The organism is Dactylosporangium sp. NPDC000521, assembly GCF_042898305.1.
Taxonomy (GTDB): Bacteria; Actinomycetota; Actinomycetes; order Mycobacteriales; family Micromonosporaceae; genus Dactylosporangium.
In genome coordinates this window covers 1132601-1159310 of record NZ_JBIAYW010000001.1, presented here as the reverse complement: position 1 = coordinate 1159310, position 26710 = coordinate 1132601, and the positions used below count along the sequence as shown (strand labels likewise).

31 protein-coding genes are annotated in these 26710 nt (G+C 73.4%); 17 read left to right on the top strand and 14 right to left on the bottom strand.

Annotation, left to right across the window (positions count from 1 at the left end; all coding sequences use genetic code 11):
* The first annotated feature begins 68 nt into the window (after positions 1 to 68).
* Complete coding sequence (locus ACFY3L_RS05615; protein ID WP_389319025.1) at positions 69 to 1064, top strand: LacI family DNA-binding transcriptional regulator; 996 nt, start codon at positions 69 to 71, stop codon at positions 1062 to 1064.
* 210 nt (positions 1065 to 1274) lie between these two features.
* Positions 1275 to 1604: a competence type IV pilus major pilin ComGC gene (locus ACFY3L_RS05610; RefSeq protein ID WP_389319023.1), complete on the top strand. Its 330-nt coding sequence runs from the start codon at positions 1275 to 1277 to the stop codon at positions 1602 to 1604.
* A 28-nt stretch (positions 1605 to 1632) separates the two neighbouring features.
* On the opposite strand, the gene ACFY3L_RS05605 is transcribed toward ACFY3L_RS05610, so the two are convergent.
* Positions 1633 to 1872, bottom strand: coding sequence for a hypothetical protein (locus tag ACFY3L_RS05605; protein ID WP_389319021.1), 240 nt, complete (start codon positions 1870 to 1872; stop codon positions 1633 to 1635).
* Positions 1873 to 2019: 147 nt separating this feature from the next.
* Here ACFY3L_RS05605 and ACFY3L_RS05600 point away from each other — a divergent pair, with 147 nt between their 5' ends.
* From ACFY3L_RS05600 to ACFY3L_RS05555, 10 genes are all read left to right on the top strand, one after another.
* Complete coding sequence (locus tag ACFY3L_RS05600) at positions 2020 to 3249, top strand: sensor histidine kinase (protein WP_389319019.1); 1230 nt, start codon at positions 2020 to 2022, stop codon at positions 3247 to 3249.
* Positions 3237 to 3896, top strand: coding sequence for a response regulator (locus ACFY3L_RS05595; protein ID WP_389319018.1), 660 nt, complete (start codon positions 3237 to 3239; stop codon positions 3894 to 3896). Before ACFY3L_RS05600 ends, ACFY3L_RS05595 begins: the two co-directional genes overlap by 13 nt.
* Before the next feature lie 95 nt (positions 3897 to 3991).
* Positions 3992 to 4759: an ABC transporter ATP-binding protein gene (locus ACFY3L_RS05590; RefSeq protein ID WP_389319016.1), complete on the top strand. Its 768-nt coding sequence runs from the start codon at positions 3992 to 3994 to the stop codon at positions 4757 to 4759.
* An 85-nt stretch (positions 4760 to 4844) separates the two neighbouring features.
* Positions 4845 to 5534 carry an ABC transporter permease gene (locus tag ACFY3L_RS05585; protein ID WP_389319014.1) on the top strand — a complete coding sequence of 230 codons (690 nt, stop codon included), beginning with the start codon at positions 4845 to 4847 and terminating at the stop codon, positions 5532 to 5534.
* A gap of 18 nt (positions 5535 to 5552) precedes the next feature.
* Positions 5553 to 7319 carry an FtsX-like permease family protein gene (locus ACFY3L_RS05580; RefSeq protein WP_389319167.1) on the top strand — a complete coding sequence of 589 codons (1767 nt, stop codon included), beginning with the start codon at positions 5553 to 5555 and terminating at the stop codon, positions 7317 to 7319.
* Positions 7320 to 7376: 57 nt separating this feature from the next.
* Entirely contained in the window at positions 7377 to 8537 is a 1161-nt protein-coding gene (nagA, locus tag ACFY3L_RS05575) for an N-acetylglucosamine-6-phosphate deacetylase (protein WP_389319012.1), read from the top strand.
* A gap of 90 nt (positions 8538 to 8627) precedes the next feature.
* Positions 8628 to 9587 (top strand): hypothetical protein, encoded by a 960-nt coding sequence (locus ACFY3L_RS05570; RefSeq protein WP_389319010.1) that lies wholly within the window; start codon positions 8628 to 8630, stop codon positions 9585 to 9587.
* 41 nt (positions 9588 to 9628) lie between these two features.
* Positions 9629 to 10180 carry a MarR family winged helix-turn-helix transcriptional regulator gene (locus ACFY3L_RS05565; protein WP_389319008.1) on the top strand — a complete coding sequence of 184 codons (552 nt, stop codon included), beginning with the start codon at positions 9629 to 9631 and terminating at the stop codon, positions 10178 to 10180.
* A gap of 652 nt (positions 10181 to 10832) precedes the next feature.
* Positions 10833 to 11894, top strand: coding sequence for a glucose 1-dehydrogenase (locus tag ACFY3L_RS05560; RefSeq protein WP_389319006.1), 1062 nt, complete (start codon positions 10833 to 10835; stop codon positions 11892 to 11894).
* A complete protein-coding gene (locus ACFY3L_RS05555) occupies positions 11891 to 12013 on the top strand; it encodes a hypothetical protein (protein ID WP_389319004.1) in 123 nt (40 codons plus the stop codon). Before ACFY3L_RS05560 ends, ACFY3L_RS05555 begins: the two co-directional genes overlap by 4 nt.
* A 65-nt stretch (positions 12014 to 12078) precedes the next feature.
* Here the strand turns inward: ACFY3L_RS05555 and ACFY3L_RS05550 are convergent, their stop codons facing one another.
* Entirely contained in the window at positions 12079 to 12402 is a 324-nt protein-coding gene (locus ACFY3L_RS05550) for a plasmid stabilization protein (protein WP_389319002.1), read from the bottom strand.
* A 292-nt stretch (positions 12403 to 12694) separates the two neighbouring features.
* Here ACFY3L_RS05550 and ACFY3L_RS05545 point away from each other — a divergent pair, with 292 nt between their 5' ends.
* A complete protein-coding gene (locus ACFY3L_RS05545) occupies positions 12695 to 14212 on the top strand; it encodes a diguanylate cyclase domain-containing protein (protein ID WP_389319000.1) in 1518 nt (505 codons plus the stop codon).
* A 39-nt stretch (positions 14213 to 14251) separates the two neighbouring features.
* Here ACFY3L_RS05545 and ACFY3L_RS05540 read toward each other — a convergent pair whose 3' ends face one another.
* Positions 14252 to 15145, bottom strand: a complete 894-nt coding sequence (locus tag ACFY3L_RS05540) for a DUF2716 domain-containing protein (RefSeq protein ID WP_389318998.1) — start codon at positions 15143 to 15145, stop codon at positions 14252 to 14254.
* 71 nt (positions 15146 to 15216) lie between these two features.
* Complete coding sequence (locus tag ACFY3L_RS05535; protein ID WP_389318996.1) at positions 15217 to 17124, bottom strand: putative bifunctional diguanylate cyclase/phosphodiesterase; 1908 nt, start codon at positions 17122 to 17124, stop codon at positions 15217 to 15219.
* A gap of 395 nt (positions 17125 to 17519) precedes the next feature.
* Between ACFY3L_RS05535 and ACFY3L_RS05530 the strand changes: the two genes are divergently transcribed.
* A complete protein-coding gene (locus ACFY3L_RS05530; RefSeq protein ID WP_389318994.1) occupies positions 17520 to 18419 on the top strand; it encodes an SRPBCC domain-containing protein in 900 nt (299 codons plus the stop codon).
* Between the two features lie 82 nt (positions 18420 to 18501).
* Here ACFY3L_RS05530 and ACFY3L_RS05525 read toward each other — a convergent pair whose 3' ends face one another.
* Positions 18502 to 19962 (bottom strand): glutamate synthase subunit beta, encoded by a 1461-nt coding sequence (locus tag ACFY3L_RS05525; RefSeq protein WP_389318992.1) that lies wholly within the window; start codon positions 19960 to 19962, stop codon positions 18502 to 18504.
* A 324-nt stretch (positions 19963 to 20286) separates the two neighbouring features.
* Between ACFY3L_RS05525 and ACFY3L_RS05520 the strand changes: the two genes are divergently transcribed.
* Entirely contained in the window at positions 20287 to 21306 is a 1020-nt protein-coding gene (locus tag ACFY3L_RS05520; protein WP_389318991.1) for a hypothetical protein, read from the top strand.
* Here the strand turns inward: ACFY3L_RS05520 and ACFY3L_RS05515 are convergent.
* Together ACFY3L_RS05515 and ACFY3L_RS05510 are read right to left on the bottom strand one after the other, a co-directional pair.
* Positions 21296 to 21649 carry a hypothetical protein gene (locus ACFY3L_RS05515; RefSeq protein ID WP_389318989.1) on the bottom strand — a complete coding sequence of 118 codons (354 nt, stop codon included), beginning with the start codon at positions 21647 to 21649 and terminating at the stop codon, positions 21296 to 21298. The two genes, ACFY3L_RS05520 and ACFY3L_RS05515, sit on opposite strands and share 11 nt — an antisense overlap.
* A 17-nt stretch (positions 21650 to 21666) precedes the next feature.
* Entirely contained in the window at positions 21667 to 21888 is a 222-nt protein-coding gene (locus tag ACFY3L_RS05510; protein ID WP_389318988.1) for a hypothetical protein, read from the bottom strand.
* Between ACFY3L_RS05510 and ACFY3L_RS05505 the strand changes: the two genes are divergently transcribed.
* On the top strand, positions 21887 to 22201 hold the full coding sequence (locus tag ACFY3L_RS05505; protein WP_389318986.1) for a hypothetical protein: 315 nt from the start codon (positions 21887 to 21889) through the stop codon (positions 22199 to 22201). The genes ACFY3L_RS05510 and ACFY3L_RS05505 overlap by 2 nt on opposite strands.
* A 112-nt stretch (positions 22202 to 22313) precedes the next feature.
* On the opposite strand, the gene ACFY3L_RS05500 is transcribed toward ACFY3L_RS05505, so the two are convergent.
* Both ACFY3L_RS05500 and ACFY3L_RS05495 read right to left on the bottom strand, forming a co-directional pair.
* The gene (locus ACFY3L_RS05500; RefSeq protein WP_389318984.1) at positions 22314 to 22589 is read right to left on the bottom strand and encodes a hypothetical protein; all 276 of its coding nucleotides are present in this window, start codon (positions 22587 to 22589) and stop codon (positions 22314 to 22316) included.
* 28 nt (positions 22590 to 22617) lie between these two features.
* Positions 22618 to 23841, bottom strand: a complete 1224-nt coding sequence (locus tag ACFY3L_RS05495) for a multidrug effflux MFS transporter (protein WP_389318982.1) — start codon at positions 23839 to 23841, stop codon at positions 22618 to 22620.
* Positions 23842 to 23889: 48 nt separating this feature from the next.
* Here ACFY3L_RS05495 and ACFY3L_RS05490 point away from each other — a divergent pair, with 48 nt between their 5' ends.
* Positions 23890 to 24363, top strand: coding sequence for a MarR family winged helix-turn-helix transcriptional regulator (locus tag ACFY3L_RS05490; RefSeq protein WP_389318980.1), 474 nt, complete (start codon positions 23890 to 23892; stop codon positions 24361 to 24363).
* Between the two features lie 3 nt (positions 24364 to 24366).
* Here ACFY3L_RS05490 and ACFY3L_RS05485 read toward each other — a convergent pair whose 3' ends face one another.
* From ACFY3L_RS05485 to ACFY3L_RS05465, 5 genes are all read right to left on the bottom strand, one after another.
* Complete coding sequence (locus ACFY3L_RS05485) at positions 24367 to 24768, bottom strand: hypothetical protein (protein WP_389318979.1); 402 nt, start codon at positions 24766 to 24768, stop codon at positions 24367 to 24369.
* 220 nt (positions 24769 to 24988) lie between these two features.
* Complete coding sequence (locus ACFY3L_RS05480; protein WP_389318977.1) at positions 24989 to 25483, bottom strand: cation:proton antiporter regulatory subunit; 495 nt, start codon at positions 25481 to 25483, stop codon at positions 24989 to 24991.
* Between the two features lie 146 nt (positions 25484 to 25629).
* Positions 25630 to 25977 (bottom strand): hypothetical protein, encoded by a 348-nt coding sequence (locus ACFY3L_RS05475; protein ID WP_389318975.1) that lies wholly within the window; start codon positions 25975 to 25977, stop codon positions 25630 to 25632.
* A 77-nt stretch (positions 25978 to 26054) separates the two neighbouring features.
* The gene (locus ACFY3L_RS05470) at positions 26055 to 26342 is read right to left on the bottom strand and encodes a cellulose binding domain-containing protein (protein WP_389318973.1); all 288 of its coding nucleotides are present in this window, start codon (positions 26340 to 26342) and stop codon (positions 26055 to 26057) included.
* A 45-nt stretch (positions 26343 to 26387) separates the two neighbouring features.
* Positions 26388 to 26654: a helix-turn-helix domain-containing protein gene (locus ACFY3L_RS05465; RefSeq protein ID WP_389318971.1), complete on the bottom strand. Its 267-nt coding sequence runs from the start codon at positions 26652 to 26654 to the stop codon at positions 26388 to 26390.
* Positions 26655 to 26710 lie beyond the last annotated feature (56 nt).

Here is a 26710-nt window from a genome sequence, read left to right as displayed (position 1 = left end):
TCGTCGTGCTATCGTCGACGAACTGACAAGATCTGGAACCGCTTCCAGAGCGATGTGAGGAGCTGCGGATGGCGGCGACGATCAAGGACGTCGCCCGGCTCGCCGGGGTCTCCCAGTCGTCGGTGTCCCGCGCCCTCGCCGCGCCGGGCCAGGTGCGGCCCGCGACCCGGGAACGGGTGGAGCGGGCCGTCGCGCAGCTCGGTTACGAGCCGAACCGGATCGCCCGGGGGCTGAGCACCGGGCGCACCGGCACCATCGGCTTCCTGGTGCCCGACATCGCCAACCCGCTGTTCGCCGGCATCGTCAAGGCCGCCCAGCGCCGGTCCCGGGAGTTCGGGCTCGCGGTGCTGCTGGCCGACTCCGACGAGGGACCCGCCACCGAGCTGGACCTCATCCGGACGCTGACCAAGCAGGTCGACGGCTTCGTGCTGTGCGCACCCCGCGCCGGCGACGACGAGTTACGTTCCGTCTGCGGCGACCTGCCGGTGGTGCTGCTCAACCGCCGGGTCGGCCAGCTGCCGTCGATCATCTTCGACAACGCCGACGGCGTCCGCCAGGCGCTCGCGCACCTCGCCGCGCTGGGCCACCGCCGGGTCGCCTACGTCGCCGGGCCCCGCACGTCGTGGGTCAACCGGGAGCGCCTGCGCGCCGTGCGGGCCGGCGCGGCCGGCCTGGGCCTGGAGGTGGTCGAGGCGGGCAACGTGTCACCCGACTTCGAGGGCGGCGTCGCCGTCGCCGACCTGGTCCTGGCCGCCGGCGTCACCTCGGTCATCGCGTACAACGACCTGATCGGACTCGGTCTCGCCAGCCGCTTCGGCGCCCGGGGCGTGACCGTGCCCGGTGACGTGAGCATCGTCGGCTTCGACGACATCCCGGCCTCGGCCCTGGTCACCCCCGCCCTGACCACCGTCAGCCAGCCGAAGGACCAGTGCGGCCGGGCCGGCATCGACCTGCTCGCCGACCTGCTCAACGACCGCGAGCGCCCCGGCGGCACCCGTACGTCCCTGCCGACCCGGCTGATCGTCCGCGCCTCCACCGGCCCTGCCTCCGCAACGGACCGCTGAAAGGACCAGCGGTGTCGGCCGGTGGGCGCGTGCAGCGAGGTCGACCGGTTGACAAGGAACCTGCAACCGAACCGCTACCGTTTCGCTCCGACGCCGGTCGACGGGCCAGCGGATCACGCGATGGCGCCAAGACGTGGTCGCCTGGGCGGGCACCTCCGGTCGCCTCGTCACCGCGGCCGTTCGTCCCGCACCCCTGATGGAGAAAACTTCGTGCTTCGTCGCCGTATCCAGGCGCTCCGGCTGCGACCGGAGGCCGGCTCAACGCTCAACGAGCTGCTCGTCGTCGGTGTCGTGCTCGGCGCACTCGGCGGCATCGCCGCCTCCTCGGTCAGCGGCCTCACCGGCAAGGGCCGGGCGGTCGCCTGCAAGGCCGAGAAGCAGACCGTCGAGATCGCCTACCAGGCGTACGTCGCGAACGAGAACACGAAGCCGGCGACGGTCGACGACCTGGTGACGGCGGGCTACCTGAACGCGGAACCGGCCGCCGCGAACGGCATCACGCTCGACGCCACCGGCGCCGTCACCGCGACCGGCTGCTGACCGCCCCGCTGGACCGGTGCTGTGAGGGTCAGCGACGGCGGTGGCGGTAGTGGTTGACGACCAGCGCGGTCGCGCAGGCGAGGGTGACCATCCCGAAGGCGGCGCCGACGAACGGGTTGGCGCCGATGCCGGACATGGTGGCGTTGGTCGCGGCGCTGAGCACCAGCACCAGCCACAGGACGGGGCGGAGCATGCCGCGGCGCTCAGGAGCGTCGGCGGGAACGTCGGAGGGGGCGTCGGCGGAGGCGATGCGGTAACGATCGGTCATACCGGCAACGCTATGCAGCCGGGCGCTCGCAGGCGATCCAGCCAGCGCGCCGGTGCGGGTACAGCAGGCTGTACTTTCCGGACCGCGAACGGCTGATCAGCCCAGCCGTCGCCTATCGTTCCTGCCGGGAGGCCGGAAGGGGGCACGGTGCGGCAGTACGTCCGGGAACGGGTGCGCGCGTCCGTCGACGCGCTCGAACGCGTCGTCGGCGGGCTCGGCACGGCGATCCTGGCCCTTGGCGCGTTCCTGCTGCTGTTCGTCACGGCGGTCGCGTCGCTGGCCGGCATCGGCCTGCTGGTTGTCCCGTCGGCGCTGAAGGCGGCCCGGTGGGCGGCTGACCGGGAGCGGGCCCGGCTGTCGCGGTGGGACGCCGTCCTGCCGTCGCCGCCGCCGGTGCCGGCCGGCCTGCGCGACGCCGTGCGCGACCCCTGGGTCCGGCGCGATGCCGCGTTCGTCGCCATCCACGGCACGGGCGGGTTCGCGCTGGGCATGCTCGGGCTCGCGCTGCCGTTGTCGGCGGTGCAGTACCTGCTGTTCCCGCTGTACTACTGGGCGCTGCCGCCGGACGCGGGCGGCCCCGGCTACGTCACCTGGCGCATCGACGGGCTGCCCGACGCCCTCGCCGTCGCGCTCATGGGCGTCGGCTGGCTCGCCGTGTCCGTCGCGCTCGGCCCCAGGATCGCCCGCTGGCAGGCGGCGCCGGGACGGCGGTGGCTGGCGCCGCCGCGCGACGTGGACATGTCGCTGCGGATCGCGGAGCTCACCGCCACCCGCGCGGCCGCCCTCGACGCGCACGCGGTCGAGCTGCGCCGCATCGAACGGTCGCTGCACGACGGGGCGCAGAACCGGCTGGTCGCGGTCACCGTGCTGCTCGGCGCCGCCCGGCGGGCCCTCGCCCGCGATCCGGCGCTGGCGGCGGAGGTCCTGGACCGGGCCCACGACGCCGCCGAGCTCGCGCTCGCGGAGCTGCGCACCGTCGTGCGCGGGATCCTGCCGCCGGTGCTCGACGACCGCGGGCTCGCCGGCGCGCTCGACGGCCTGGCCGCCGGCAGCGGCGTGCCGTGCACCGTGGCCGTGGACGTGCCGGGGAGGTGCGCGGCATCGGTCGAGGCGACGGCGTACTTCGTGGTCGCCGAGGCGCTGACCAACGTCGCCCGGCACAGCGGCGCCAGTACCGCTGCCGTCACCGTCACGAGAAGGACCGATCGGCTGCACGTGTCGGTGGCCGACGACGGCCACGGCGGCGCCGACGAGGGCCGCGGCTCCGGGATCGGCGGCATCCGCCGGCGGGTCGAGGCCCACGACGGCCGGTTCACCCTGACCAGCCCACCCGGTGGGCCGACGACGATACATGTGGAGCTGCCGTGCGGATCGTGATCGCCGAGGACGACGCCCTGCTGCGGGAAGGCCTGGCCATGCTGCTGCGGGCCGAGCAGCTCGACGTGGTCGCCACCACCGGAGCGCCGGACACGTTCCTGGCCGCGGTGGACGAGCACCGGCCCGACGTCGCGATCGTCGACGTCCGCATGCCGCCGACCCACACCGACGAGGGCATCGTGGCCGCCGTCGAGGCGCGGCGCCGCCACCCGGACCTCGCGGTGCTGGTGCTGTCGGCGTACGTGGAGCAGGCGTTCGCCACCGACCTGCTCGCCGGGGGAGCGGTGCGGCTCGGCTACCTGCTCAAGGAGCGGGTCGGCCGGGTCGAGGAGTTCCTCGAGGCGCTGCACCGCGTCGCCGGCGGTGGCACCGCGATCGACCCGGAGGTGGTCGGCCAGCTCTTCGCCCGCACCCGCCCCGACAGCACGCTGAACCTGCTCAGCCCGCGGGAGCGCGACGTGCTCGCCCTGATGGCCGAGGGCCTCGGCAACACGGCGATCGCGGAGCGGCTGTTCGTCACCGAAGGGGCCGTGCACAAGCACATCCGCAGCATCTTCGCCAAGCTCGGCCTCGCGCCCGACGACCGCGCCGACCGGCGGGTGACGGCGGTCCTGCGGCACCTGGAGGACACCCGGCGCCTGGGGTGAACACGGGATGAGCACGGGGGAGTACAGCCTGCTGTACCACGGTTCGCCAGCACGCTGGATCGATCATGGGCCGGCGCCGCCATAGCGTCGCCGGTATGGATTTGAAGGTTGGGCAGAACACCGGCGCGGCCGTCCGCGTCGAACAGTTGACCCGCACATACGGGTCGGGGGCGCAGGCCGTCGCCGCGCTCGCCGGTGTCGACGTGCAGTTCGACCGGGGCACGTTCACGGCGGTGATGGGGCCGTCCGGCTCCGGCAAGAGCACGCTGCTGCAGACCGCGGCCGGCCTGGACCGGGCCACGTCCGGACGGGTCTGGATCGGCGGCACGGAGCTGTCCGGCCTGTCGGAGACGAAGCTGACGAAGCTGCGCCGCGACCGGATCGGCTTCGTGTTCCAGGCGTTCAACCTCGTCAACGCGCTGACGGTGCAGGAGAACATCGTGCTGCCGCTGCGGTTGTCGGGCGGGCGCCCGGACCAGCCGTGGCTGCACCACGTGGTCGACCGGGTCGGGCTGCGGGAACGCCTGCACCACCGGCCGTCCGCGCTGTCCGGCGGGCAGCAGCAGCGGGTCGCGATCGCCCGGGCCCTCGCCACCCGCCCCGAGGTGATCTTCTGCGACGAGCCGACCGGTGCGCTGGACACCGAGACCGCGGCGGACGTGCTCAGCCTGCTGCGCGCCGTCGTCGACGAGCACCGGCAGACGGTCGTGATGGTGACGCACGACCCGGTGGCCGCCTCGTACGCCGACCGGGTCCTGGTGCTCGCCGACGGCCGGATCGTGCGCGACCTGCCGCAGCCGGGCGTGGAGCGCATCGCCGAGCAGCTGGCGTCGCTGGGCCGCCGCCGGGCGGTGGCGGCATGAGCGGGCCGGAGCACAGCGGAGGAGCCGCGAATCGCCATCGCAGTGTTGGGTCGGGACGACGCCGGAGCGAAGCGGAGGTGGCGGCATGACCGCGCTCGCATTGCGGATGCTGCGGCACCGGCCCGGTCCGGCGGTCGCTACCTTTGTCGCCCTCGCCGCGGGCGTCATGATCCTGATGGCGATGGGTGCGCTGGTCGAGTCCGGGCTGCGGTACCGGCCGGACCCGGTTCGATACGCGGCCGCCGACGTCGTGGTCGCGCATCGCGACCTCACCATCAGCACCAAGGATTTCGACGGTGAGGTCGTCCGGTCGACGGTATGGCTGCCCGAAGGCGGGACGGTCCCGGCCGAGCTGATCGAGCGGATCCGCGGGCTCGCCGGCGTCGCCACGGTTGCCGCCGACGACGCCGTGCCGGTCGGCCTGCCCGGCGCTACGGGACACGGCTGGTCCGCGGCCGCCCTGACGCCGTACCGGATCGTCGACGGCGCACCGCCGGCCGCCGCCGACCAGATCGCGGCCGACCGGCGGCTCGGCCTGGCACCTGGACAGCAGACGAGCCTGGTCGTCGGTGGGGTCGCCCGGGCGTACCGGGTCAGCGGCGTCGTCGACGGGCCGGCACCTGCGGTCTTCTTCACCGACGCGCACGCCGCGACGCTGTCGCCACACCCAGGACGGGTCGCCGTCATCGGGGTCGTGGCGCGGCCCGGCGCGGACAAGGCCACCCTCAAGGCGGCGGTGCGCGGGGTCGCGGCCGAAGCGGGCGCGAAGGTCTAAACCGGCGGGGACCGGGGCCTGGTCGAGGGGTCCGCCGACCTCGACGCGCGGGACCTGCTCATCCAGGCCGGCGCGGGGTTCGGCGGGTACGTCGCGCTGCTGATCGTGTTCGTCGTCGCCGCCACCGTCGGGCTGTCGGTGCGGCACCGCCGCCGCGACCTGGCGCTGCTGCGTGCCGTCGCCACGACCCCCGCCCAGGTCCGCCGGATGATCATGGCTGAGGCGGCCGTGGTGGGTCTCGCCGGCGTCGCGGCCGGCCTGCCCGCCGGCCTGCTCGCGACCCGGTGGGTGCGGGCGGAGCTCGTCGGCCGCGGCTTCGTCCCCGCGACGTTCCCGATCGCCGGCGGCGTGCTCACCACGGTTGCGGCCGCCGGCGTCACCACCCTCGCCGCCGTGCTGTCGGCGCTGATCGCCGCCCGGCGCGTCACCGCGATCCGTCCCGTCGAGGCGCTGGGGGAGGTGTCGGTCGAGCCACCCCGCAGCGGCAAGGTGCGCCTGGTGAGCGGCCTCGTCGCGCTGGCCGGCGCGGGATCGTCCGGTGCGGTCACGCTCGGCACCGGCGGTCAGGCGGCCCTCACCGCCGCGGTGGGGATGCTGTACCTGTTCGTGATCGCCGTTGGCCTCCTCGCACCCTGGATCAACCGGGCCGCCGCACAGTTCCTGGCACCGGTGCTGCGGACGGTGTGGGGGAGCAGCGGGTACCTCGCGACCGCCAACCTGAAGGCGAACGCGCGCGGCATGGCCGCCGTGCTCACCGCCCTGGTGCTGTCGATCGGGCTCGGCGGATCCGTGTGGTTCCTGCAGGACAACCTCGAGCGGCAGACCGTCGCCCAGCGCCGGGACGGCCTGCGCGCCTCGCAGGCCCTGGTCTCCCCGGCCGGGCTGCCCGCCGGCGTCGCCGACGACGCGCGGAGGATCCCTGGAGTCCGGGCCGCCACGTCGGTACGGCGGACGTCCGTCATCGTGAAGTTCCTCGACGGCGCGGAGACGGTCGGCGCCCAGGCGGTCTCCGGGCCGGACCTGGACTCCACAATGGACCTACGGGTGCGGCAGGGCGACCTGGCGTCGCTGTCCGCCGGTACCATGGCCGCATCGTCGATCAGGGCGTCGACCCACGGCTGGGACGTCGGCGACACGGTCTCGCTGTGGCTCGGCGACGGTACACCGGTGCGGCTCAGGCTCGTCGCCGTCTACGAGCGCGGCCTCGGCTTCGGCGACATCACCCTGACCCGTGACACGGTCGCCGGGCACACCGCCCGCGACGTCGACGACGAGGTCCTCATCAGCACCTCGGGCCCGGCGGACCTGTCGGCGCTCACCACCCGGCACCCCGGCAGCGCGCTGGTCGCCACCGGCGGCCAGACCCGGCAGCTCGCCGCCGACCTCGCCGTCAGCGCCTGGCTCAACCGGCTGCTCGTCGGCGTCATGGTCGGCTACGCCGCGCTCGCGGCCGCCAACACGATGGTCATCGCGGCCCTCGCCCGCCGCCGCGAGCTCGCGGTCCTGCGCCTCGCCGGCGTCACCCGCGCCCAGCTGAAGCGGATGGTCCACGCCGAGCAGGCCGGTCTCCTCGGCGTCGCGGTCCTCCTCGGCGCCGGGATCGCCCTGGCGACCCTGACGACGGTGGTCCGCGCCGTGACCGGCGCGTCGCTGCCGTACGTCCCGCCGCTCGGCTGGTCCACCGTGATCGCCGGGACCGCGCTGCTCGGCCTCACGACCACGGTCCTGCCGATCGGCCGCCTGCTGCGCGCCTCCCCGATGGACCACATCGGCGTGAGGGAATGATCAACCCCGGCTGGGGGCGTCGGTAGGTGGGCGACGCTGGCATCCTAAGGTGAAACGGTGCTCACCCTGACCGGATGCCGCGTCGTCACGCCCACGGCTGTTCTCGACCCGGGATGGGTGAGCATCGCCGGCGGTCTCATCAGAGCGGTGGGCCGAGGTCGTCCACCCGCTGCCGGCCGGTCGGTGGACCTGGAGGGCGGGTGGCTGCTGCCCGGCTTCATCGACCTGCACATGCACGGCGGCGGCGGTGCCCAGATCACCACCGACGACCCCGCCGAGATCCGGCAGGCAGTCACCTTCCACCGTCGGCACGGCACCACCCGGACTCTGGCCAGCCTCGTCACCGACCGCCTGGACCGCATGGTCGCCGCGGTCACCACCCTCGCCGCGATGATCGATGCCGGGGAGCCCGGAGTCGTCGGCATCCACCTGGAGGGCCCGTTCCTGAATCCCGCCAAGCGCGGCTCGCACCACCACGAGTTCCTGCTCCCGCCGGACCCGGCCGCGCTGCGGCAACTCCTGGAAGCCGGGCGCGGCCACATCCGTGTCGTCACGCTCGCGCCCGAGCTGCCCGGCGGGATGGAACTGCTCAACCAGGTGGTCGAGGCCGGTGCCATCGCCGCTGTCGGGCACACCGAGGCGACGTACGTCCAGGCCCGTGACGCGTTCGCCGGCGGTGCGCGGCTGGCCACCCACCTGTTCAACGCCATGCGGCAGTTCCACCACCGTGACCCCGGCCCCGCTGGTGCGGCCCTGGCCAACCCGGCCGTCACCTGCGAGATCATCAACGACGGCGTCCACGTCCACGATGACGCCGTGCGCATCGCGGTCGACGCGGCCGGTCCGGACCGCGTCGCGTTCGTGACCGACGCGACTCCCGCCGCGGGAATGACCAGCGGCAGTTACCGGCTCGGCCCGGTGCCCGTCATCGCCGAAGGCGGCAGCGTACGCCTCACTGACGGCACCCTGGCCGGCAGCATCCTCACCATGGACGCGGCGGTGCGCCACGCGGTCCACGTCACCGGCCTGCCCATCACCGACGTCGCCCGATCCGCGGCCACCACCCCGGCCACCCTCCTGGGCATGGCCGACCGCACCGGCAGCCTCACCCCTGGCAAGGCCGCCGACATCGTCGTCCTGGACGACGACCTGCACGTGCGCGAGGTGCTCGCCCACGCCCGACCCGTACACGGGCTCCTCCAGGCACCCGACGCCTGACGACGAGACGATCCTCGACCTGATCGACGGGAGCAGCGCACAGGGGCGTGCAGGAGTGAACGCCGGCCGGGGCTCCGTACGATGCGTCGGGTGCGGACGTGGGACTTCGGCGCCCTGCGGACGGCCACGGCCGGCGGCGTGGTCGTCCTCGCGGGCATGTTCAGCACGGTCGATCAGGCCACGGCCTGCACGCTGCACGAGGCGGACACGGGCCGGCTGCTCGGTGGGTGGCCGATGCCCTACGACTGGTGCTTCTCCCACCCCGACACGAATCTGTCGACGTTCGAGGCGGACGGCGAGGCGTACTCGATCGTCCGCGGCCGCGGCTCCGACTGCACCGTGCACCGGCTCACCCTCGGCGGCCCGGTCCTGCTCGACCGGTTCGAGCCGGACGGCGACGGCGTCCACACCGTGGCGGCGGCCGTGGTGGCCGGGCGGCCGGCGGTGCTCAGCAGCGACTGGCGGCGCGTCCACTACCACCACCTGCGCACCGGCGAAGCGCTCCGGGCACCGTGGAGCGCGCCGGACGGCTGGCGGGTGGAGGAGCTCGTCGCGGTGGCCGGCCGGGCGTACGCCTGGCTGGAGCCGGACGACGACGACTCGCCGGGGACCGACTGGCGCCGCTGGTTGTGGGACGCGATCAGCGGCCGGCCGGTCGTGCCGCCCGCGTTCGTGCGGGGCTACCGCTGGGGTCCGTGGGCGCTCGGCCGGCGACCGGCACTGCTGGTGAAGACCGACTGGCAGGAGTACCGCGTCCTCGACCTGGCCCTGCGCCGGCCGGTCGGTCCGGCCCTGCCGGAGAGCGTGGAATCCCTGAGCGCGCCCGCGGTCGGGGTCCTGCACGGCCGCGCGGTGCTGGCCGCCGCGACCGGGACCACGCTCACGGTATGGGACCTGCTCACCGGCTCACCCCGGCACGTCGTCGCCCTGTCCGGCGCGCCGCTCGCGGTGGCCGTCGCCGCGGACCGGCTGTACGCCGCCGACCCCGAAGCCGGGATCAGCGCACACCCCGTGCCGTTGCGGGCGATGCACCCGCTCGCGCCCCGCTGAGGCATCCGAGCATGGCCGGCTCGGCGTGCGATCATTGCGCTGTGGCGCGAACCGTGGAAAGCCCCACCGAGCCCGACGGCGCTTTCGTCGATGTCCTGGTGTCCGTCAGCCGGGCGATGGTCGCCCTGGCCGCGAGGAACCTCAGCCAGCTCGACGCCGAGGTGACCGTGCCGCAGTACCGGACGCTGGTGTTCCTCGCGTCCAGCGGCCCGCAGCGCAGCGTCGACGTCGCCCGCGAGCTGGACGTGGCGCCGTCGACCGTCACGCGGATGTGTGACCGGCTCGTGCGGCGCGGGCTGGTGCAGCGGTTCCACCGGGAGGACGACCTCAGGCCGATCTGGCTGTGCCTGACCGAGGCCGGCAAGGACCTGGTCGGGACCATCATGGTGGCCCGCCGCCGGGCGCTGGAGGAGCTGGTCGGGTCGGCGGGTGTGACGGTCTCGAAGCGGACCGTCGCCGCGATGCGTGCCGTCGCGGCCGCGGCGGGCGAGGTCCCCGACGCGCAGTGGTGGCAGCGGTGGGAGGAGTCTGCGACCCGAGGGCCCGGCACCTGGCCGGCGCCGTCCGCCCCCGGCCGCCGCCGCGCGGCCTGAACGGCGCTGTACACCACCGCAGCCGTGCGGTAGCGTTTCTTCGCAGTTCATTGCATCCATGCAAGCATCTGGGGTGTGCCGGTCGGCAGGGCCCACACCGGCCCGCGATCGCGCGTGCCGCCGGCGACGGCGCGTGGAGGGGCGACTGGCATGGCGACGCCGATGGCGGCACTCATCTGCGAGCACGGCGGCGGCCTGTCTGCCGCACCGGACGGTTCGGCCGCGGCCACGCCGGCGGCCGGCAGTGGGCACTGCCGGGAGTGTGGCGCCGCGACACCGCCGGCCGCCGCCGATCGGCACCCGCGCGCCAAGCACTGACCGGCCACATTGGGAGGCCGATGAGCCCTTCGCTCCGAGGCCGCGGGCGCCCACGGGTACCCGCGGCCGATCCCGATGGCCCGCTGAGCGTGCTGATCCGGGACCTCGCCGGCCAGCCGGTGTCGCGCTCAGGATCCAGGTAGATCCCGCGTCGGCGGGTGTGCCCGGTCCGGGAAATCTCGTGCACCGTGCGTAGATGCACCGTGCACGGGTATTCGACGGGACAGCGGGCACCATCGACACGCGAGGAGGCGGCCGTGGCGTCGCGGATCGAGGGCCATGGTTTGCTCGGCGACCTGCACACGGCCCGGCCCACCCTGGAGGTGAGCACCCAATGCGTGCCCTGACCGTCATCCCGCGGCAACGGCAGTCCCTCGCCGTGACCGACGCCCCCGACCCGGAGCCGGGGGACGACGAACTGCTCGTCGACGGGCTGGCCGTCGGCGTGTGCGGCACCGACAAGGAGATCGCCCAGGGAGCGTACGGGTGGGCGCCGCCGGACCGGCAGCGGCTGGTGATCGGCCACGAATCCCTGGGCCGGGTCCGGCACGCTCCGCCCGGCAGCGACTTCGCGACCGGCGACCTGGTGGTCGGCGTGGTGCGCCGGCCGGACCCGGTGCCGTGCGGTGCCTGCGCGCACGGGCAGTTCGACATGTGCCGCAACGGCCAGTACACCGAACGCGGCATCAAGCAGCTCGACGGGTACGCCAGCGAGGCGTGGACCGTCGAGGCCGGCTACGCGGTGAAGCTCGCCGCTCGCCTGGCCGGCGTGGGCGTGCTGCTGGAGCCGACGAGCGTGGTCGCGAAGGCGTGGGACGAGATCGAGAGGGTCGGTGCCCGCGCGTGGTTCGAGCCGAAGACCGTGCTGGTCACCGGCGCCGGGCCGATCGGCCTGCTGGCCGCGCTGCTCGGCGCGCAGCGCGGGCTCGACGTGCACGTGCTGGACCGCGTCACCGCCGGTCCGAAGCCGGGACTGGTCCACGACCTCGGCGCCGTGTACCACCACGAACCGATCGACACGGTCATGTCAGGCCTGCGCCCCGACGTGGTCGTCGAAGCGACCGGCGCCGGGCCGGTGGTGTTCGGCGCGCTGGCGGGCACCGCACCGTACGGGATCGTCTGCCTCACCGGCGTCTCCGCGGCCGGGCATCGCCTCACCGTGGACGCCGGCGACCTCAACCGGGAGATCGTCCTGGAGAACGACGTGATGGTCGGCTCGGTGAACGCCAACCTCGGCCACTACGCCGCGGCCGCGGACGCGCTGGCCAAGGCCGACCTGGAATGGCTCGGCCGGCTCATCACCCGCCGGGTGCCGCTGGAGCGGGCGTCGGAGGCGTTCACCGCCACCGACGAGGACGTCAAGGTCGTCATCACCCTCGACGGGAGCGACCGGTGAGCCTCGGCGTCCTCGCCAACTGGGCCTGGATGCTGGGCAGCGGGCGCCGCCAGCAGCAGCTCATCCTCACCCCGCGGCCCACCGGCCGCACCGCGCCGCCGGCGTCGAGGACGGCATAGCCGGGGAGGGCGCCGTGGGCACGGCGCCCTCCTCCCAGATCTTCGGCGTCACCACGGCGCGCCGCTCAGCGGGACAGCGCCTTCTCCAGCTCGGCCTTGCTCATGGCGGAGCGCCCCTTGATGTTGCGCTGCTTGGCCTCGTTGTACAGCTGCGCCTTCGTGCGCCCTTGCGCGCCCGAGTGCGAGCGCTTCCCGCCGCGATGCCCGGACGACACGTCGTTGATCGAGGACCGGCTCGCCGTCCGGGACTCTCCCGCGCGGGCCCGCTCCTTGTTGACCGTCCGGGCGGCGATCTCCTCGGCGACGTCGGTCGACTTGCCGCGCCGCTTCACGCTTTCCTTGATGTGCTGGTACTGCCGTTCACGCTTGGCGTTGGAACCGGCTGGCATCTGCTCCTCCTCGGATCCGCAGGGCCTTTACAGGTACTGGTTCCCATTCACGCGCCGGGTAAGCGCCGGGCCCCAGAGGTCCAGGACTTCGCTACGCTGGCGCGGTGTCGATGGCCGTGCGCACCGCAGCCCCGTCCGACGGACCCGCGATCGCCACCGAGGTCCGCTGCGTCGCCCCGCCCGGATCCGGCCGGGGCTCCGGCTGACCGGGCGCGCCGGGATTGGTTCAGGTCGGCGCATCCGGTGCCGATGTCAGCCGACGACCAGCTGACGGGGGAGAGGAGGCTCGAGGATGCGGCTGTTTCGCGGGGTCGGCGCGTTGCTGCCGGCCGGTGTGGTGACGGCGGTGCTGGCGGTGCTCGCCGGGCTGCTGCTGCCGCCGGTCGTCTCCCGGCCTGCCACGGTCCTGGCCGACCTCGTGCTGATCGGTGCGCTGACGTTCGTGGTGCACCGCACGTCGCGCGTCCCCGGGCTGCCGCGCGAGGCCGCCCGGTTCTGGGTCTGCCTGGCCCGGGCGCTGCTGGTGTACGCGATCGGCATGGCCGTGGACCTCGGTGCGCTGGTGGCGATGTCGGTCAGCGGGCGGCCCGTGCCGATGTACGGCGCGCAACTGGTCTACCCGGTGGCCGGCCTGTTCACCATGTACGCCGTGTTCCGCTACCCGACCGTCGTGCACAGCCGGTCGCAGAAGCTGCGCGTCGGCCTCGACGCCGGCATCGTGCTGGTCGGCACCGCCGCGTTCATCTGGTACTTCACGGTGAGCAGCCACTGGGCCCCGGGCCACGGCTGGCTGTCGCTGTCGGAGACCCTGGCCCTGCCGGTGACGGTGCTCGTCGCCGGGTTCGGCGTGCTCCGCGTGGCGTTCGTCGGCGCCGGCCTGCTCACCCGCCCGACCCTGGCCTGCTACGCCGCCTGCATCACGCTGTCGGGCGTCGCCACCGCACTGCCCGCCGCCCAGGAGGAAGCGCCGATCGGGCCGACCGTCCTGCTGCTGCTGTCGCAGCTGTCCTCGTTGACCGGGGCAGTGCTGCAGCACCACGCGAGCGTCGCCGGCACCGTGCCGCCCCTGGCCCGCCGCGACCGGCCGTTCACCGTCCTGCCGTACGCCGCCTCCGCCGCCGCGTTCGGGCTGCTGGTCGCCGTCGTCGGACCCGGGCTGGACTGGCGCCGCTGGGGCGTCCTGGCCGGCACCGGCATCCTGCTGGGCCTGGTCGCGACCCGCCAGCTGGCGGCGATGCACGAGAACAACCGGCTGCTCGCGCAGAACAGGGCGCTCACCGAGCAGCTGCGGCATCAGGCGTGGCACGACGAGCTGACCGGCCTGGCGAACCGGGCCTCCTTCAGCCGCCACGTCGACGAGGCGATCGAGCGGTACACCGCGACGGGCGCCGACACCGCGCTGCTGCTCATCGACCTGGACGGGTTCAAGGCGGTGAACGACACCTTCGGGCACGTGGTGGGCGACCAGCTGCTGTGCGACGTCGCCGGCCGGCTGACCCGCGAGGCCGGCGACGACGCGGTCGTCTGCCGCCTCGGCGGCGACGAGTTCGTCGTGCTCACCGGGCAGACCGGCCGGCGCGCCGCCGGGGTCGCCGACCGGCTGGTGCGCGCCGTCGCCGCCCACGCCGTCATCGGCGGCCACCCGGTCCGGGTCGGCGCGAGCATCGGCATCGCCTCCGTCAGCGATGCCCCGGGCGGCGCCGCCGACCTGCTCCGCCGCGCCGACGCGGCCATGTACGCGGTCAAGTCCGCCGGCAAGAACAGCTGGCGCCTCAGCGACGCCGACGAGCCCGCCACCACGAGCCGCTGACCTCCCGCGCCACCGTGCCCCTGTGGGGTGGTTGGGGCGCTACCGGCTGCTGCGCTTGACCGGAAGCCAGCTCGTCAGCATCGGCGTCAGGGCGGAGACCAGCCGGTCGCCGAAGACGCAGAGCGTCTGCTCCCAAGGATGCCCGAATGTGCCGGTCCGCATGTCCTCGGTGAGGAACACGGAGTAGTCACCGTTGGGGACGACCGGCGTGGGCCACCGCTGGTCCGGCTGGCAGGCGAACAGGTGCGGCCAGAACCGGTACGTCTGATGCTGCCAGTCGAGCACCACCACGCTCGTCCCGGGCTCGAGCACCCGCGCGAACGCGACCAGCGCGAGATGGCCGACGGCGCTCGCCCCGGCGGAGAACTCCGGGTGGCTTCCGGCGAAGATCGGCGCCAGGTCGATGGTGACCGACGGCACGGGCTCGTTGATCGCGGGCCACGATCGCATGCCGGGCCGGAAGTCGAATCGCTGGTGGAACGGCTCCCAGTAGATGTCGTCGGCATCCATCGGAATCGGTTCCCAGGCCGGTTGGGCCGGCGGTCCGACCACGAACACGCGCTCGGCGGAGCCGTGGATGATGCCGGCCAGCTTCTCCTGGATGCCGCGCAGGACGGTGCTGGTGTCGCGGTCGGTGAAGCCGGTGTCCGCCTCCCAGTCACGGGCCCAGCCCAGCGTCTCGCTGGCGAACGCCAACTCGGTCGCGAGCAGCAGGCGCCGGCAGTCGCGGCGCGTCATGGGGCCGGGCGCGTCGACGAGATCGGCGAGGCGCTGGACGTCCGATCGTAGCCGGCTGCGACTGTCGTAGCCCAGAAGCCGGGCGGTGTCGTCCCTGTCGCCCTCGGTACGCTCCCACTCCATGACGCCGAGTCGGAGCAGCTTCCGTTCGACCGGTGCAAGGCCGGCGAGATCGACCGCCGTGTCCATGTCCATGGGGGTGATCATGCGGCATGCGGGCGGGTCGCGGCTGCCGGTTCGCCGGTGCGGCGGCGGGACGAGCGGCGTCAGCCGACCGGGACGGTGGCGGGGCGCTGTTCGTCGATCCAGCGGCTGAGGTCGTCGGCGGGCATCGGGCGGGCGTAGTGGTAGCCCTGGGCGATGTCGCAGCCGAGCGCCTGCAGGGCGGCGACGTGGGCGATGCCTTCGACGCCCTCGGCGACGACGGTCATGCCGAGGTTGTGGCCGAGCTCGATGGCGCCGCGGACGAGGACGGCGTCGTCGTGGTCGTCGTCCATGTGCAGGACGAACGTGCGGTCGACCTTCAGCTCGTCGACGGGCAGGCGCTTCAGGTACGCCATGGACGAGTAGCCGGTGCCGTAGTCGTCGATCGACAGCCGGACGCCGAGCTCGTGCAGCTCGGTGAGGGTGGCGGTGGCCGTCGCGGGGTTCGCCATGACGGCCGACTCGGTCACCTCCAGCCGCAGCAGCGACGCCGGCACGTCGAACTCGCGCAGGAGCGCGACGACGTGGCCGACCAGGCCCGCGTCGAGCAGGCAGCGCGGTGACACGTTGACCGCGACGGGCAGGGTCAGACCGCTGTCCAGCCAGGTGCGGACCTGCCGGAGCGCGGCGCGCAGCACGTACAGGGTGAGGCGGCTGATCAGGCCGGTGGTCTCGGCGACCGGGATGAACTCCGCCGGCGGGATCGCGCCGCGGGTCGGGTGCTGCCAGCGCACGAGGGCCTCGGCGCCGGACACCTGCCCGTCGCTGAGCCGGATCTTCGGCTGGTAGTGCAGGGTGAGCTGGTCGGAGCTGTCCAGGGCGCGGCGCAGGTCGCCGAGCAGGAGCAGGCGGCTGCCGTCCTCGACGTGCATCGCCGGGTCGTAGACGGCGACACCGGTCTTGGTGTCCTTCGCGCTGTACATGGCGATGTCGGCGCAGCGCAGGGCGGCCTCGACCGTGGTGGCGTGCTCCGGTGCCGCGGCGACGCCGATGCTGGCCTCGATGTCGACGGTCACGTCGTCGAGGACGAAGCTGCGGTGCAGCTCGCCCTGCAGCCGGGTGGCCAGGCGGGCGGCGTCGTGCGAGGCCGCCTGCGGCAGCAGGATCGCGAACTCGTCCCCGGACAGCCGCGCGACCAGGTCGCCGGAGCGCACCGCGGCGCTGGTCCGGGCCGCGACCTGCCGCAGCAGCTCGTCGCCGTAGTGGTGGCCCAGGGTGTCGTTGACCTCCTTGAACCGGTCCAGGTCCAGCATCAGCACGGACGTGCCGGTGCCCCGCTCCTGCGCGTCCTGCAGCGCGTCGGCGGCGCGGCGGGCGAACAGCGCCCGGTTCGGCAGGCCGGTCAGCGGGTCGTGCGAGGCCAGGTACTCGCTGGAGGCGGCGTGCCGCATCAGCCGCCGCTGGTACCCCAGGCTGGCCACCAGCAGCACCGTCATCAGCACCAGCCCGACCGCGAACCCGGCGACCGTCGCGATGAAGGCGAGCGCCTCGACCCGCTCCAGGTCCCGCAGCGCACGCGCGGCCTGCGCGTCCCGCTCGACGGTCGCGGTCTGCACGATCCGGTTGATCCGCTCGAACAGCGACTGTGCCCGGCCCGTGTCGATCCGGGCGACGTCGCCGTCGTCGACGGCGTCGAAGACGTCGGTGACCGCCTGCATGTACTGGCCGTGCAGCGCGCCGAGCTCGGTCGCCAGGCGCCGGTCGGTGTCGGTGCCGAACCGCTCCACGTCGAGCAGCGCCGCCTGCAGCGACGTGCCCGCGGACGCGTGCGACGTCCGCACGACCGATCCGGGCTCGACCCGGTACAGCCGCTCGCTGCGCTCCTCGGTGATCATGGCGTCGTGGACGCGGCCGTAGGCGGCGGCGAGCGCGCACACCTTGCTGACGGCCGCGGCGGACCGGCGGGTCTGCGCCACCCCGGTCACGCTCAGGCCGGTCAGGCCGAGCATGATCACGGCGAGGCCGATCACGGCGTACCACCGCCGTCGCTGCGAACGCTGCACTGTCGCCGCCCCTCGAATGCCTAGCCGTCGTCCGACACCACGACATCGGGGCTTCCGGTCCGGGGCTGAGCGCGGCCCGCTTGCCGCTCCCCGTCCGCACCTCGGTTGCGACCGTGGCTGTCCGCCGCCCGCTGACGTCAGGCCGCCCTGGCCATCGCCGCGGCCGCGGTATCGCATCCGCCGCCGCGGCGACTGCCGGACGTGCTCGCCAATGCCCCGCACGGCGACGAGCGGGCTGCCCGTGGGCAATTGACAAAACTTCTTTTTACGTAAAGACTAATTTTCGTCAGCGAGGTCGCCCGGACGGACCGCTCCGCGACACCGATACACACATCGCACGATGAGCACCGAAGGAGATCCGAATGACCGAGTCGAACGAGCTGCGCCTGAGCGCGGTCGTGCCGGCGGCGCCCAAGGTGGTCCACGCCGCGCTGACCGACGCGGCCGCGCTGCGGGTGTGGCTGGCCGAGCACGCCGAGGTGGCGCTGCCCGACCGGTTCCAGTTCTGGGGCCGCTACACGCCCGACGGCGCCGAGCCGCGGCAGCGCGTGCTGCACGCCGACGAGCGCACGCTGCGGTTCGCCTGGATCGTCGGTGGTGTCGAGACCACGGTCGAGATCACCCTGACGGAGCACGAAGACACCGAGAGCACGCTGATCGCCCTGACACAGACGGACCTGCCGACCTTCGCGGAGGTCCTGTCGGACCTGGCGGGGCCGCGCGGTGAGCTGCAGACGTTCTGGACGCTCGCCCTGGAGAACCTGCACGACCACCTGGCGGGGCGCGAGCTGACGCCGAAGTGCGACTACACCTCGCCGCGGCTGCAGGGCGCGGTGGTCATCGACGCCGAACCGCAGGCGGTGTTCGACGCGCTCACCCAGCCGGACCGCTACACAAGGTGGTCCGGCGTCCGCGTCGACATCGAGCCGAGGGTGGACGGCCGGTTCGCGATGGGCGGCTTCGACCTGGACCCGTCGGGCGGCGTCAGGTTCGTCGAGTTCGAGCCGGGCCGCCGGGCGTCGCTGCGGTTCCCCGACGGGCTCACCTCCACCTGGGAGCTGGAGGGCTCGGGCGGCCGGACCCGGCTCACGTTCGTGCAGAGCGGGTTCGACGTGGACAACCCGCCCTACCCGGGCTGGGCCGGCTGGCTCAGTGGCCTGGCCGCGGTGCGGCGCTACCTCGAGGTGCCCGCCTTCCGCAGGATCTGGCGCCGGTACGAGGCCCCGGGCATCCCCGCCGGGATGTTCGCCATCGACGACTGACGGCGCCGGCCGGGCCCAGCGCAGAACCGTACAGGGCGGCGCGGCGATGCCGCGCCGCCCTGTACGGTGCCGCCGGGTGTGTTCAGGAGAGCGGCATCGAGGACGGGGTGATCGGGGCGGGCAGGGCGCCGCCGCTGCCCAGGTACTCGTGGACCGCGGCCGCGGCGGAGCGGCCCTCGGCGATCGCCCACACGATCAGCGACGGCCCGCGACGGGCGTCGCCGGCGACGAAGATGCCCGGGGCGGAGGTCTGCCACGCGGCGTCGGTGTCGATCGTGCCGCGGCGGTTGCGGGTCAGCTCGACCTGCTCGAGGTGGGCGCCGTCCTGCGTGCCGCCGAAGCCGATCGCCAGGAGGGCCAGGTCCGCGGGGATCTCGCGGATGGTGCCCTCGACCTCGGTGAGGGTGAAGCCGGGGCCGAGCAGGACGTCGACCAGCTCGACCGCCTTTAGCCGGCCGTCCTCCGTACCGATGAACCGGCGGATCGCGCAGCCGAAGTTGCGTTCGCCGCCTTCCTCGTGGGCGGAGCCGCTGCGCAGCATGATCGGCCAGGTCGGCCACGGGTTGCGGGCCGGGTCGCGCTGCGGCGGGGGCAGCGGGGCGACCTCGACGAGCTGGACGCTGACAGCGCCCTGGCGGTGCGCGGTGCCGAGGCAGTCCGCCGCGGTGTCACCGCCGCCGACGACGATGACGTGGCGCCCTTCGGCGCTGATCGGCGGGGCGTCCAGCGATCCGGCGACGACCCGGTTGGCGCCCTCCAGGTACTCCATCGCCTGGTGGATGCCGCTCAGCTCGCGGCCGGGGGTGTCCGGCACGTCCCGGGCGTCGAGCGCGCCGCAGGCCAGGACGACGGCGTCGTGCTGCTTGCGCAGGTCCGCGAGCGACACGTCCTCGCCGACGTGGCAGTTGGTGACGAACGTCACGCCCTCCGCCTCGAGCTGGGCGACGCGCTGGTCGATGTGGTGCTTCTCGAACTTGAAGTCCGGGATGCCGTAGCGCAGCAGGCCGCCGATGGCGTCGCTGCGCTCGTACACCGTGGTGGCGTGGCCCGCGCGGGCCAGCTGCTGCGCGGCGGCGAGGCCGGCCGGGCCGGAGCCGACCACGGCCACGCTGTGCCCCGACGGCGTCGCCACCGGGAACGGCTTGAGTGGCCCGCCGTCGGTGGCGCGGTTGATGATCTCGACCTCGACCTGCTTGATGGTGACCGGGTCGTCACCGATGCCGAGGACGCAGGCGGCCTCACACGGCGCCGGGCACAGCCGCCCCGTGAACTCGGGGAAGTTGTTCGTCGCGTGCAGCACGTCGGCCGCGCGGTCCCAGTCGTCGGTGCGGACCAGGTCGTTCCAGTCCGGGATCAGGTTGCCCAGCGGGCAGCCGTTGTGGCAGTACGGGACGCCGCAGTTCATGCACCGGGCGGCCTGCTCGTGGATGAGCTGCGAGTCCGCGCGCTGGTAGACGTCGCGCCAGTCCGCGACCCGCTCGGTCACAGGACGCAGCAGCGGCAGCTGACGCCGGTACTTCATGAAGCCCATCGGATCGGGCATGCCTGACCTCCACCGTTGCCTTGCGGTGCCTTGGAACACGGTGGGACAGCGTTGGCCCGGCCTGTCGGTGCACCTTAGCGGTGCGGCCCAGGTTTCTCACAGAGGGTACCGGAGCCAAATTTCCCACAGCATGCCCGCTGCCCTCCCACCTGGTGGAAGCGACGGCGCACGACCTGGCGTTCTGGCAGGCGCTCGTGGCGCCCCGGTGCCGATCACGCCGTCCCAGATAGTGGCTGTGCCTTCGCCGCGGGACAGCTGTCCGGCGTCCCGCCGGTCGTGCATACTGTGCCGCCAGATGATCAAGCGCGGGCGGATGAGAGCACAATGAACGACCACGACGACGACCCGTTCCACGGGCTTGACGACTGGGCCAAGGACGTCGAACGGCGGGCGAAGCGGGCCCACCGCTGGGGCCGCGTGGCGCGCCTGTTCCGCTGGTCCAAGGCCACCAAGACGACCCTCTGGATCGCCAGCACCGTCGTCGCGGCGGTGCTCCTGGCCGCCGGCTTCCCGTACGTGAAAGCGGCGTTCACGGCCGATCCGGGCAGCGGCGACACCGGAACGGCCGCCTACCCGACGCAGCCGGTGCCCAGCGGCATCTCCGTGACCACCTCGGCGAGCGCCGCCCCGACGGGCCCGTTCGACGGCACACCGGCCGCGACGTACCCCAAGGGCGACGCCGGGATCACCATGCCGCCGGCCACCGCCGTCACCGGCTTCACGAAGGCCGAGGTGAGCGCCGACCTGCAACTGGTGCACCAGGCGCTGGTGGCCGGCCGGCTGGACCAGAACATGCTCGTCGGCCACGACAACTCCACGTTCCTCGCGCTGCTGGCGCCGAACGCCCGCACCGGGACCGCGAAGTGGCTCACCGACGCCGCCCGCCTGAACGTGGCGACCTGGATCGACCCATCCGTGAAACTGGACCCGGACGAGCAGCCACGGGTCAGCGGCCGGGTCACGTTCGACTCCGCCAAGGTCGACGGCGTCCAGACCCTGCGCGTCACCACGAACTTCGTCTGGGTCTACGCGTTCGACGTGCGCCAGGAAACCCCGATCGCCGCCGTGCACGACAGCATCCGCTGGGAGTTCCCGCAGCCCGGCCAGGTCCGCAAGAGCGACCGCGGTATGTGGATCGCCGACGCCGACTCCTACGTCGCGTGGATGGACTGCGCCGGAGCGGACAAGGGCCTGCTCGCCCCGGGCAAGCCGGCACCCGCCGACCCGCGGCCGAGCGAAACCGAGCCCGCCGACGCCATCCTGCGCCCCGATCACACCCTGGACATCGACGACGACTGCGCCAAACCGCCCACAACCCCCAGCTCGAACACGGCTACCGGGTGAGTTTGACGACGTACTCGGTGTCGTTGTGGTGGCCCTCGAACTCGGAGAACTCGCCGGCGACGAACGTCCAGCCGCCGTCGGCGATGACGGCCCGCAGCTTCTCGATCGGGATGCGCACGACGTCGTCGGGCACGTCCCACTCGTCGACCGCCTCGCGGGCGCGGGCCTCGAGCTCCTCGATCGTCGCGATGTCGTCCGGGTCGGGTTCGTCGCCGGTGTACGGCGTCCACTCGCCCTCGGTGACGCGCCGCATCAGCTCCGCGTCCATCGCCTCGGCGCCCTCGACGCTCTCGTCCCAGTCGTGCTCGAAGTAGCTGAACATGAGCGTCACGGTCTCGGCCACGGGAGCGATCGTAGGCCTCACCGGAAGGCATCGATCGAAGCGGCCGTCGCCCGGGCGTCGCGCGACGTCCTGTCGACGTTTCCGTTCGAGCCGGGTGTGCAGACCGTCGGGCCACCGGCGTCGGAGACGGAGCTCGCCGCGTTGCGGTCGCGCCTGCCCTGGATCCCTGACGACCTTGTCTCGGTGTGCGGGTCGGTCGGCGCGGTCTGCTTGCCGGACATCGCCAACGGTCTGGTCATGTTCGAACCGGACTTCATCCGCAACGTGCTGGACCACGATGACGGGCGCCCGGACCGCATCGGCCGGCCGTTGGAGCGCGAGGTCGACGTGGTCGTCTTCGGAAGCGACGGCGGCGGCACGCTCTACGCGGTCGCGGCCGGCGCCACCGGCACGGTCTTCCGGCTGCTGGAATGCTCGTATCTGGCAGGTGTGTACGAGGGCGACGCCACGTTCGGCGTCACCGTGGTGGCCGAGTCGCTCGACGAGTTCCTGGACAGGCTCCTGAACGCGGTCACAGCGTTCGCCGTCGACGGCAGTATCGCCGATCTCTGAGCCGTGCCGGCTTCGGGCGGGGCGGGTGCCGGGCGGCCCTGGGTCTCGGGGGCTGCGGGGGTCAGCCCGAGGCCCAGGGCCGCGTCCATGGGGCGCGGTCAGGGCTGGACCGTCACCGGGGTGGTCGTGGTGGCCGGCCGCGGGGTGCCGCCGGTGCAGACGGCCGGCCGGGGCCGCGGAAGGTGCCCTTCAGCGTCACGGTGTAGGAGACCTTGCCGCCGGATTTGCCGAGGCGGACGTCGGCGGGGTTGGGCGGCGCCGAGACCGTCAACCGCTGACCCGACGGGCGAAGGGGCGAGGACGCCTGCGCCGGTGCGGGCAGGGCCGCGAGGAGCAGCGAAGGCACGAGCGCGGCCGCACCGGCCACCGTCCATCTGGTGCGAGACATCGGGACGTCCCTCCGTGACGTGAACTGGTCACGGCGAGGACGGGTGAGCGGACGGGCCAGATACCGGCTGTCGGGTAAGCGTCAGCACGCCGAGGGCGGCGGTGGCGCAGATGAGCATCGTCGCCGCCATCGGTACGGCGGACGCCTGGCCGGCCAGGCTCATGGCGGACGCGGCGAGCCCCGCGACCAGGAACTGCAGCAACCCTTGCAGCGAGGAAGCGGCACCGGCCGAGGCGCCGTGCCCGGCGAGGGCGAGCGAGGTGGCGTTGGCCAGCACGACGCCCAGCATCGAGACGACGACGAACAGGGAGGCCAGCAGCACCGGCAGCGGCAGGTGGGCCGCGGCGGAGACGAGGACGCCGGCGGCGCCCGTGACGGCGACGGCGAGGGCGGCGCGCAGCAGCGTTCGCTCGCGTGCCACCCGGCCGACGAGCAGCCCGTTGAGCTGGCCGAACAGCGCGATGCCGAGGCCGTTGCCGCCGAAGACGAGGCTGTACTGCTGGGCGCTCAGGTCGTACACGTCTTGCAGGACGAACGACGAGCCGGAGATGTAGGCGAACACGGCCGCGAACATCAGCGCCGCGGCCAGGACGTGGCGCAGGTAGTGCCGGTCGGTGCCGAGCGTCCTGAACGCGCGCAGCGTGTCGCGGAAGCCGGACCGGCGGCGCGCGGCGGGCAGCGACTCGGGCAGCGCGAGGACGACCGCGACGGTCAGGACCGTGCCGAACCCGGCCAGCACCAGGAACACCGCCCGCCAGGTGGCGACGGTCAGCAGCTGGCCGCCGACGACGGGCGCCAGGATCGGGGCGGCGCCGTTGACGAGCATGAGCGTGGAGAAGAACCGGGTCATGGCGGTGCCCTCGAAGAGGTCCCGGACGATCGCGCGGGACAGCACGATGCCGGTCGCGGCGCCGAGGGACTGCGCGGCCCGGCCGGCGATCAGCCAGCCGACGTCCGGGGCGAGCGCGCACCACAGGGAGCCGGCGATGTACAGGGCCATGCCCGCGAGGAGCGGCCGGCGGCGTCCCCAGGCGTCCGACAACGGGCCGGCGATCACCTGGCCGGCGGCGAGCCCGATCACGAACACGGTCAGCGTCAGCTGCACCAACGGCGCGGTGGTATGCAGGTCACGCGCCATGCCGGGCATCGCCGGCAGGTACATGTCGATGGTGAGCGGGCCGAATGCCGCGAGTGAGCCGAGCACCACCGCCAGCCGCGCCCGCTGCCCGCGGCGCAGGTCCTCCCGAGCCATGGTTATCGTCACATAACTATGATGTCATAATCCACTAGGATGTGAACCGTGGGCTACGACACCGACCTCGCCGACCTGGCGCAGCTGATCCTCAACGTCGGCCGGCTGGTGCGCGCCCGCACGCCGGAAGGCCCCGGCGTCGTGCCGATGACCGACACCGAACGGCACGTGATGCGGGTCGTGGACCTCTTCCCGGGCGCTTCGCCCAGCCAGATCGCCGACCGCGCCGGGCTGCAGCGCACCAACGTCAGCACCGCCCTGCGCGCCCTCGAGGAGAAGGGCATGGTCTCCCGCCGCGCCGCCGCCGGACGCGGCGTCGCCGTCCACCCGACCGAACGCGCCGCCGCCAACCTGCGGACGCTGCGCGCCGTCTGGGCCCGCGAGCTCGCCGAGGCCCTCAGTGAGGACCTCGACGACGTCCGCCGCTGCACCGCGCTGCTCGACCGCATCGAGCGGCACTTCACCACGGGGCACTCCACCACGGGCCGCTTCACCACGGGCCGCTTCACCACGGGGCACTGAGCGTCAGCCGGTGGACACCCGCCAGCCCGTCGGGGTCACGGCGGCGGCGGGGTGGAAGTACGTCGTGGTGCCGCTCGGCGAGCCGGCCACGATCATGCCGCCCACCTTCAGGCCGGCCGCGTCATACATGAAGACGTTGCCGCCGCTGTCGCCCAGGCGCGTCAGGACGGCAGCGCTGACCAGCCGGTCGAGGCCGCAGAGGTTCGTCGCGTCGACCGTGCCCGAGCACACCTCGCCGCCGAACGCGCCGTTGGTGCAGAACGCCTGGCCGACCACGGAGGCCTTCGTCCCGCGGATCGTGTCACCGTAGTCGCTGGTCGAGGGGCCCTTGTAGGTCCACGGGGTGAAGGTCCCCAGGACGTACTCGACGTCCTTGCCGTTGTTCGTGAGCGTCCGGCCGGTCACCGTGCCGCGCGCTGGCGTACCGCCTCCAACGCGGCCAGGCTGTGGCGGACAGGGACGAGGTGGACCCGCCATCCCTGCCCGCCGTGCGCCGCCGTGGAGCCAGACCGCCTCCGGATGCGCATCGACGAGCTTGGTTGCTCGGTGCTCTCGATGGCACCATCCGGGCACGTCCGCCGGTAGGGCACTCAGCGATCCGGTTGGCGATACGGCAAGCGGTACATCAGGCCGCCGTCACCGCGTCGATCACCTCGAACGCGGCGTCCGGCCGGCCGATGACGACGACGATGTCGCCGGACCGGCACCGCAGGTCGGGCCCCGGGAACGGCACGACGTGCTCGTCGCGGACCACCGCGATGACGGTCGCGCCGGCGACGCCGATGCCTGTCAGCGGCCGGCCGACCCGCGGCGAGTCCGCACCGATGAGGACCTGCAGCACGGCGACGCCGCCGGCGTGCCGGTCGAGGCGGGCACAGTGCGTCATCGGGCCGGTCGTGCCGACCAGATCTGCCACGGTGCGCGCCTCCGCCGGGGTGAGCAGGACACCGGTGAGGCGGGTGTCCGGGTCGGCCGGGTCGTAGACGACGAGCTCCCGCCGGTCGTCGTCGTGCCGGACCACGCCGACGCGGTGCCCGTCCCGTGCGGCGAGCACGTGCAGCGTGCCGATGCCCGGCAGGGGAGCGCTGGAGCTGCGCGTGACGCCTCGCCGGGCGGCCATGCGCGGCGGCGGCGAGGATCCGGGTCGGGGGCGCCTGCGGCTCGGTGTGAGAGGCGGTGTGGGGTTCATGACAAACGACCTCCTGAAGGTCAACGCGACGAGACCGTCGACCCCGGCGGGGTCGCGGCTGCGGACAACGTGGACGTTCAGGACGTGGGTGGGCCCCGGCAGGTCGGCGCCGTCGCCGGCCGTCCATCGTGGACGGTGGCGGCGGCCGGGCCGCGGCACGCCGGCCCCAGGCCGGGATCGGCGTCGGCGACGGGTGGGAGCACGGCGAGCCAGTGCGGCGCGCCGGACCGGAGGTCCCGCGGCTCGGACAGCTTCCTGCCGTGCGGTGTCTCCGCACCGACGGCGGCGGAGGCGACCGCGCCGCGGGCGAACTGGAACGTGTCGCCGGGCAGCGCGTCATGGGCCCGGGAGAGCCCGAGCAGCAGGACGCACGCGCTCAGCGCCAGGCCGACGGCGGTCGTGCGCAGGCCGGAAGCGAATCGCATCCCGCACCTCCCGCCCGTCGGAACCGTCTACCCTACCAGGCGAGACGGTCGGGTGGGCGGGAGTCGCAAGTGGACAGTCAGGCGGAGCAGGGCACCCCGTTGACGTACACGGTCGGCGGTGGCGTGGGCGGGGCGGTGCGGGTGCCGTACATACCCACGGTCACCGAACCACCAGGCGGGATGACCCGGTTCCAGCTCGCGTGGGTGAGCGTGACCGCGGCGCCGGTCTGGCCGGAGGTGGCGTTCCAGGCCTGGGTGACGCGCTGGTCGCCGGGGAACGTGAAGGTGATGACCCGGTCGTGGATGGGCGTCGTGCCGGTGTTGGTGACGGCCCGAGCGTGACCCTCGGCATTGACAGGCGTCAACGAATTGTGCGGGCTTCCCGGGTGCGGGCGGCGACCGCGTGAAAGTTACGACGCCTGGCGGACGGGTGTGTCGGGAAGCCAGGCGTCGGCCAGGTCGCTGAGGGGGACACCCAGGGCCTGGCTCAGGCAGACCACGGTGCCGAACGCCGGTGCCGGGAGGCGACCCGTCTCGATCTTGCGCAGCGTCTCGGGGGAGATGCCGGCCGCCAGGGCCACGTCGACGAGGCTGCGGCCCGCCCGCGCGGCCCGCAGTGCCGCTCCGAGGCGCTGGCCCGCTGCGATCTGTTCGACGGAGAGTGGTTGGCGAACCATGCGAGCAGAATAGCGCCCCGGATCGCGTGTGGTATAAAAATACCGCACACGGAAGT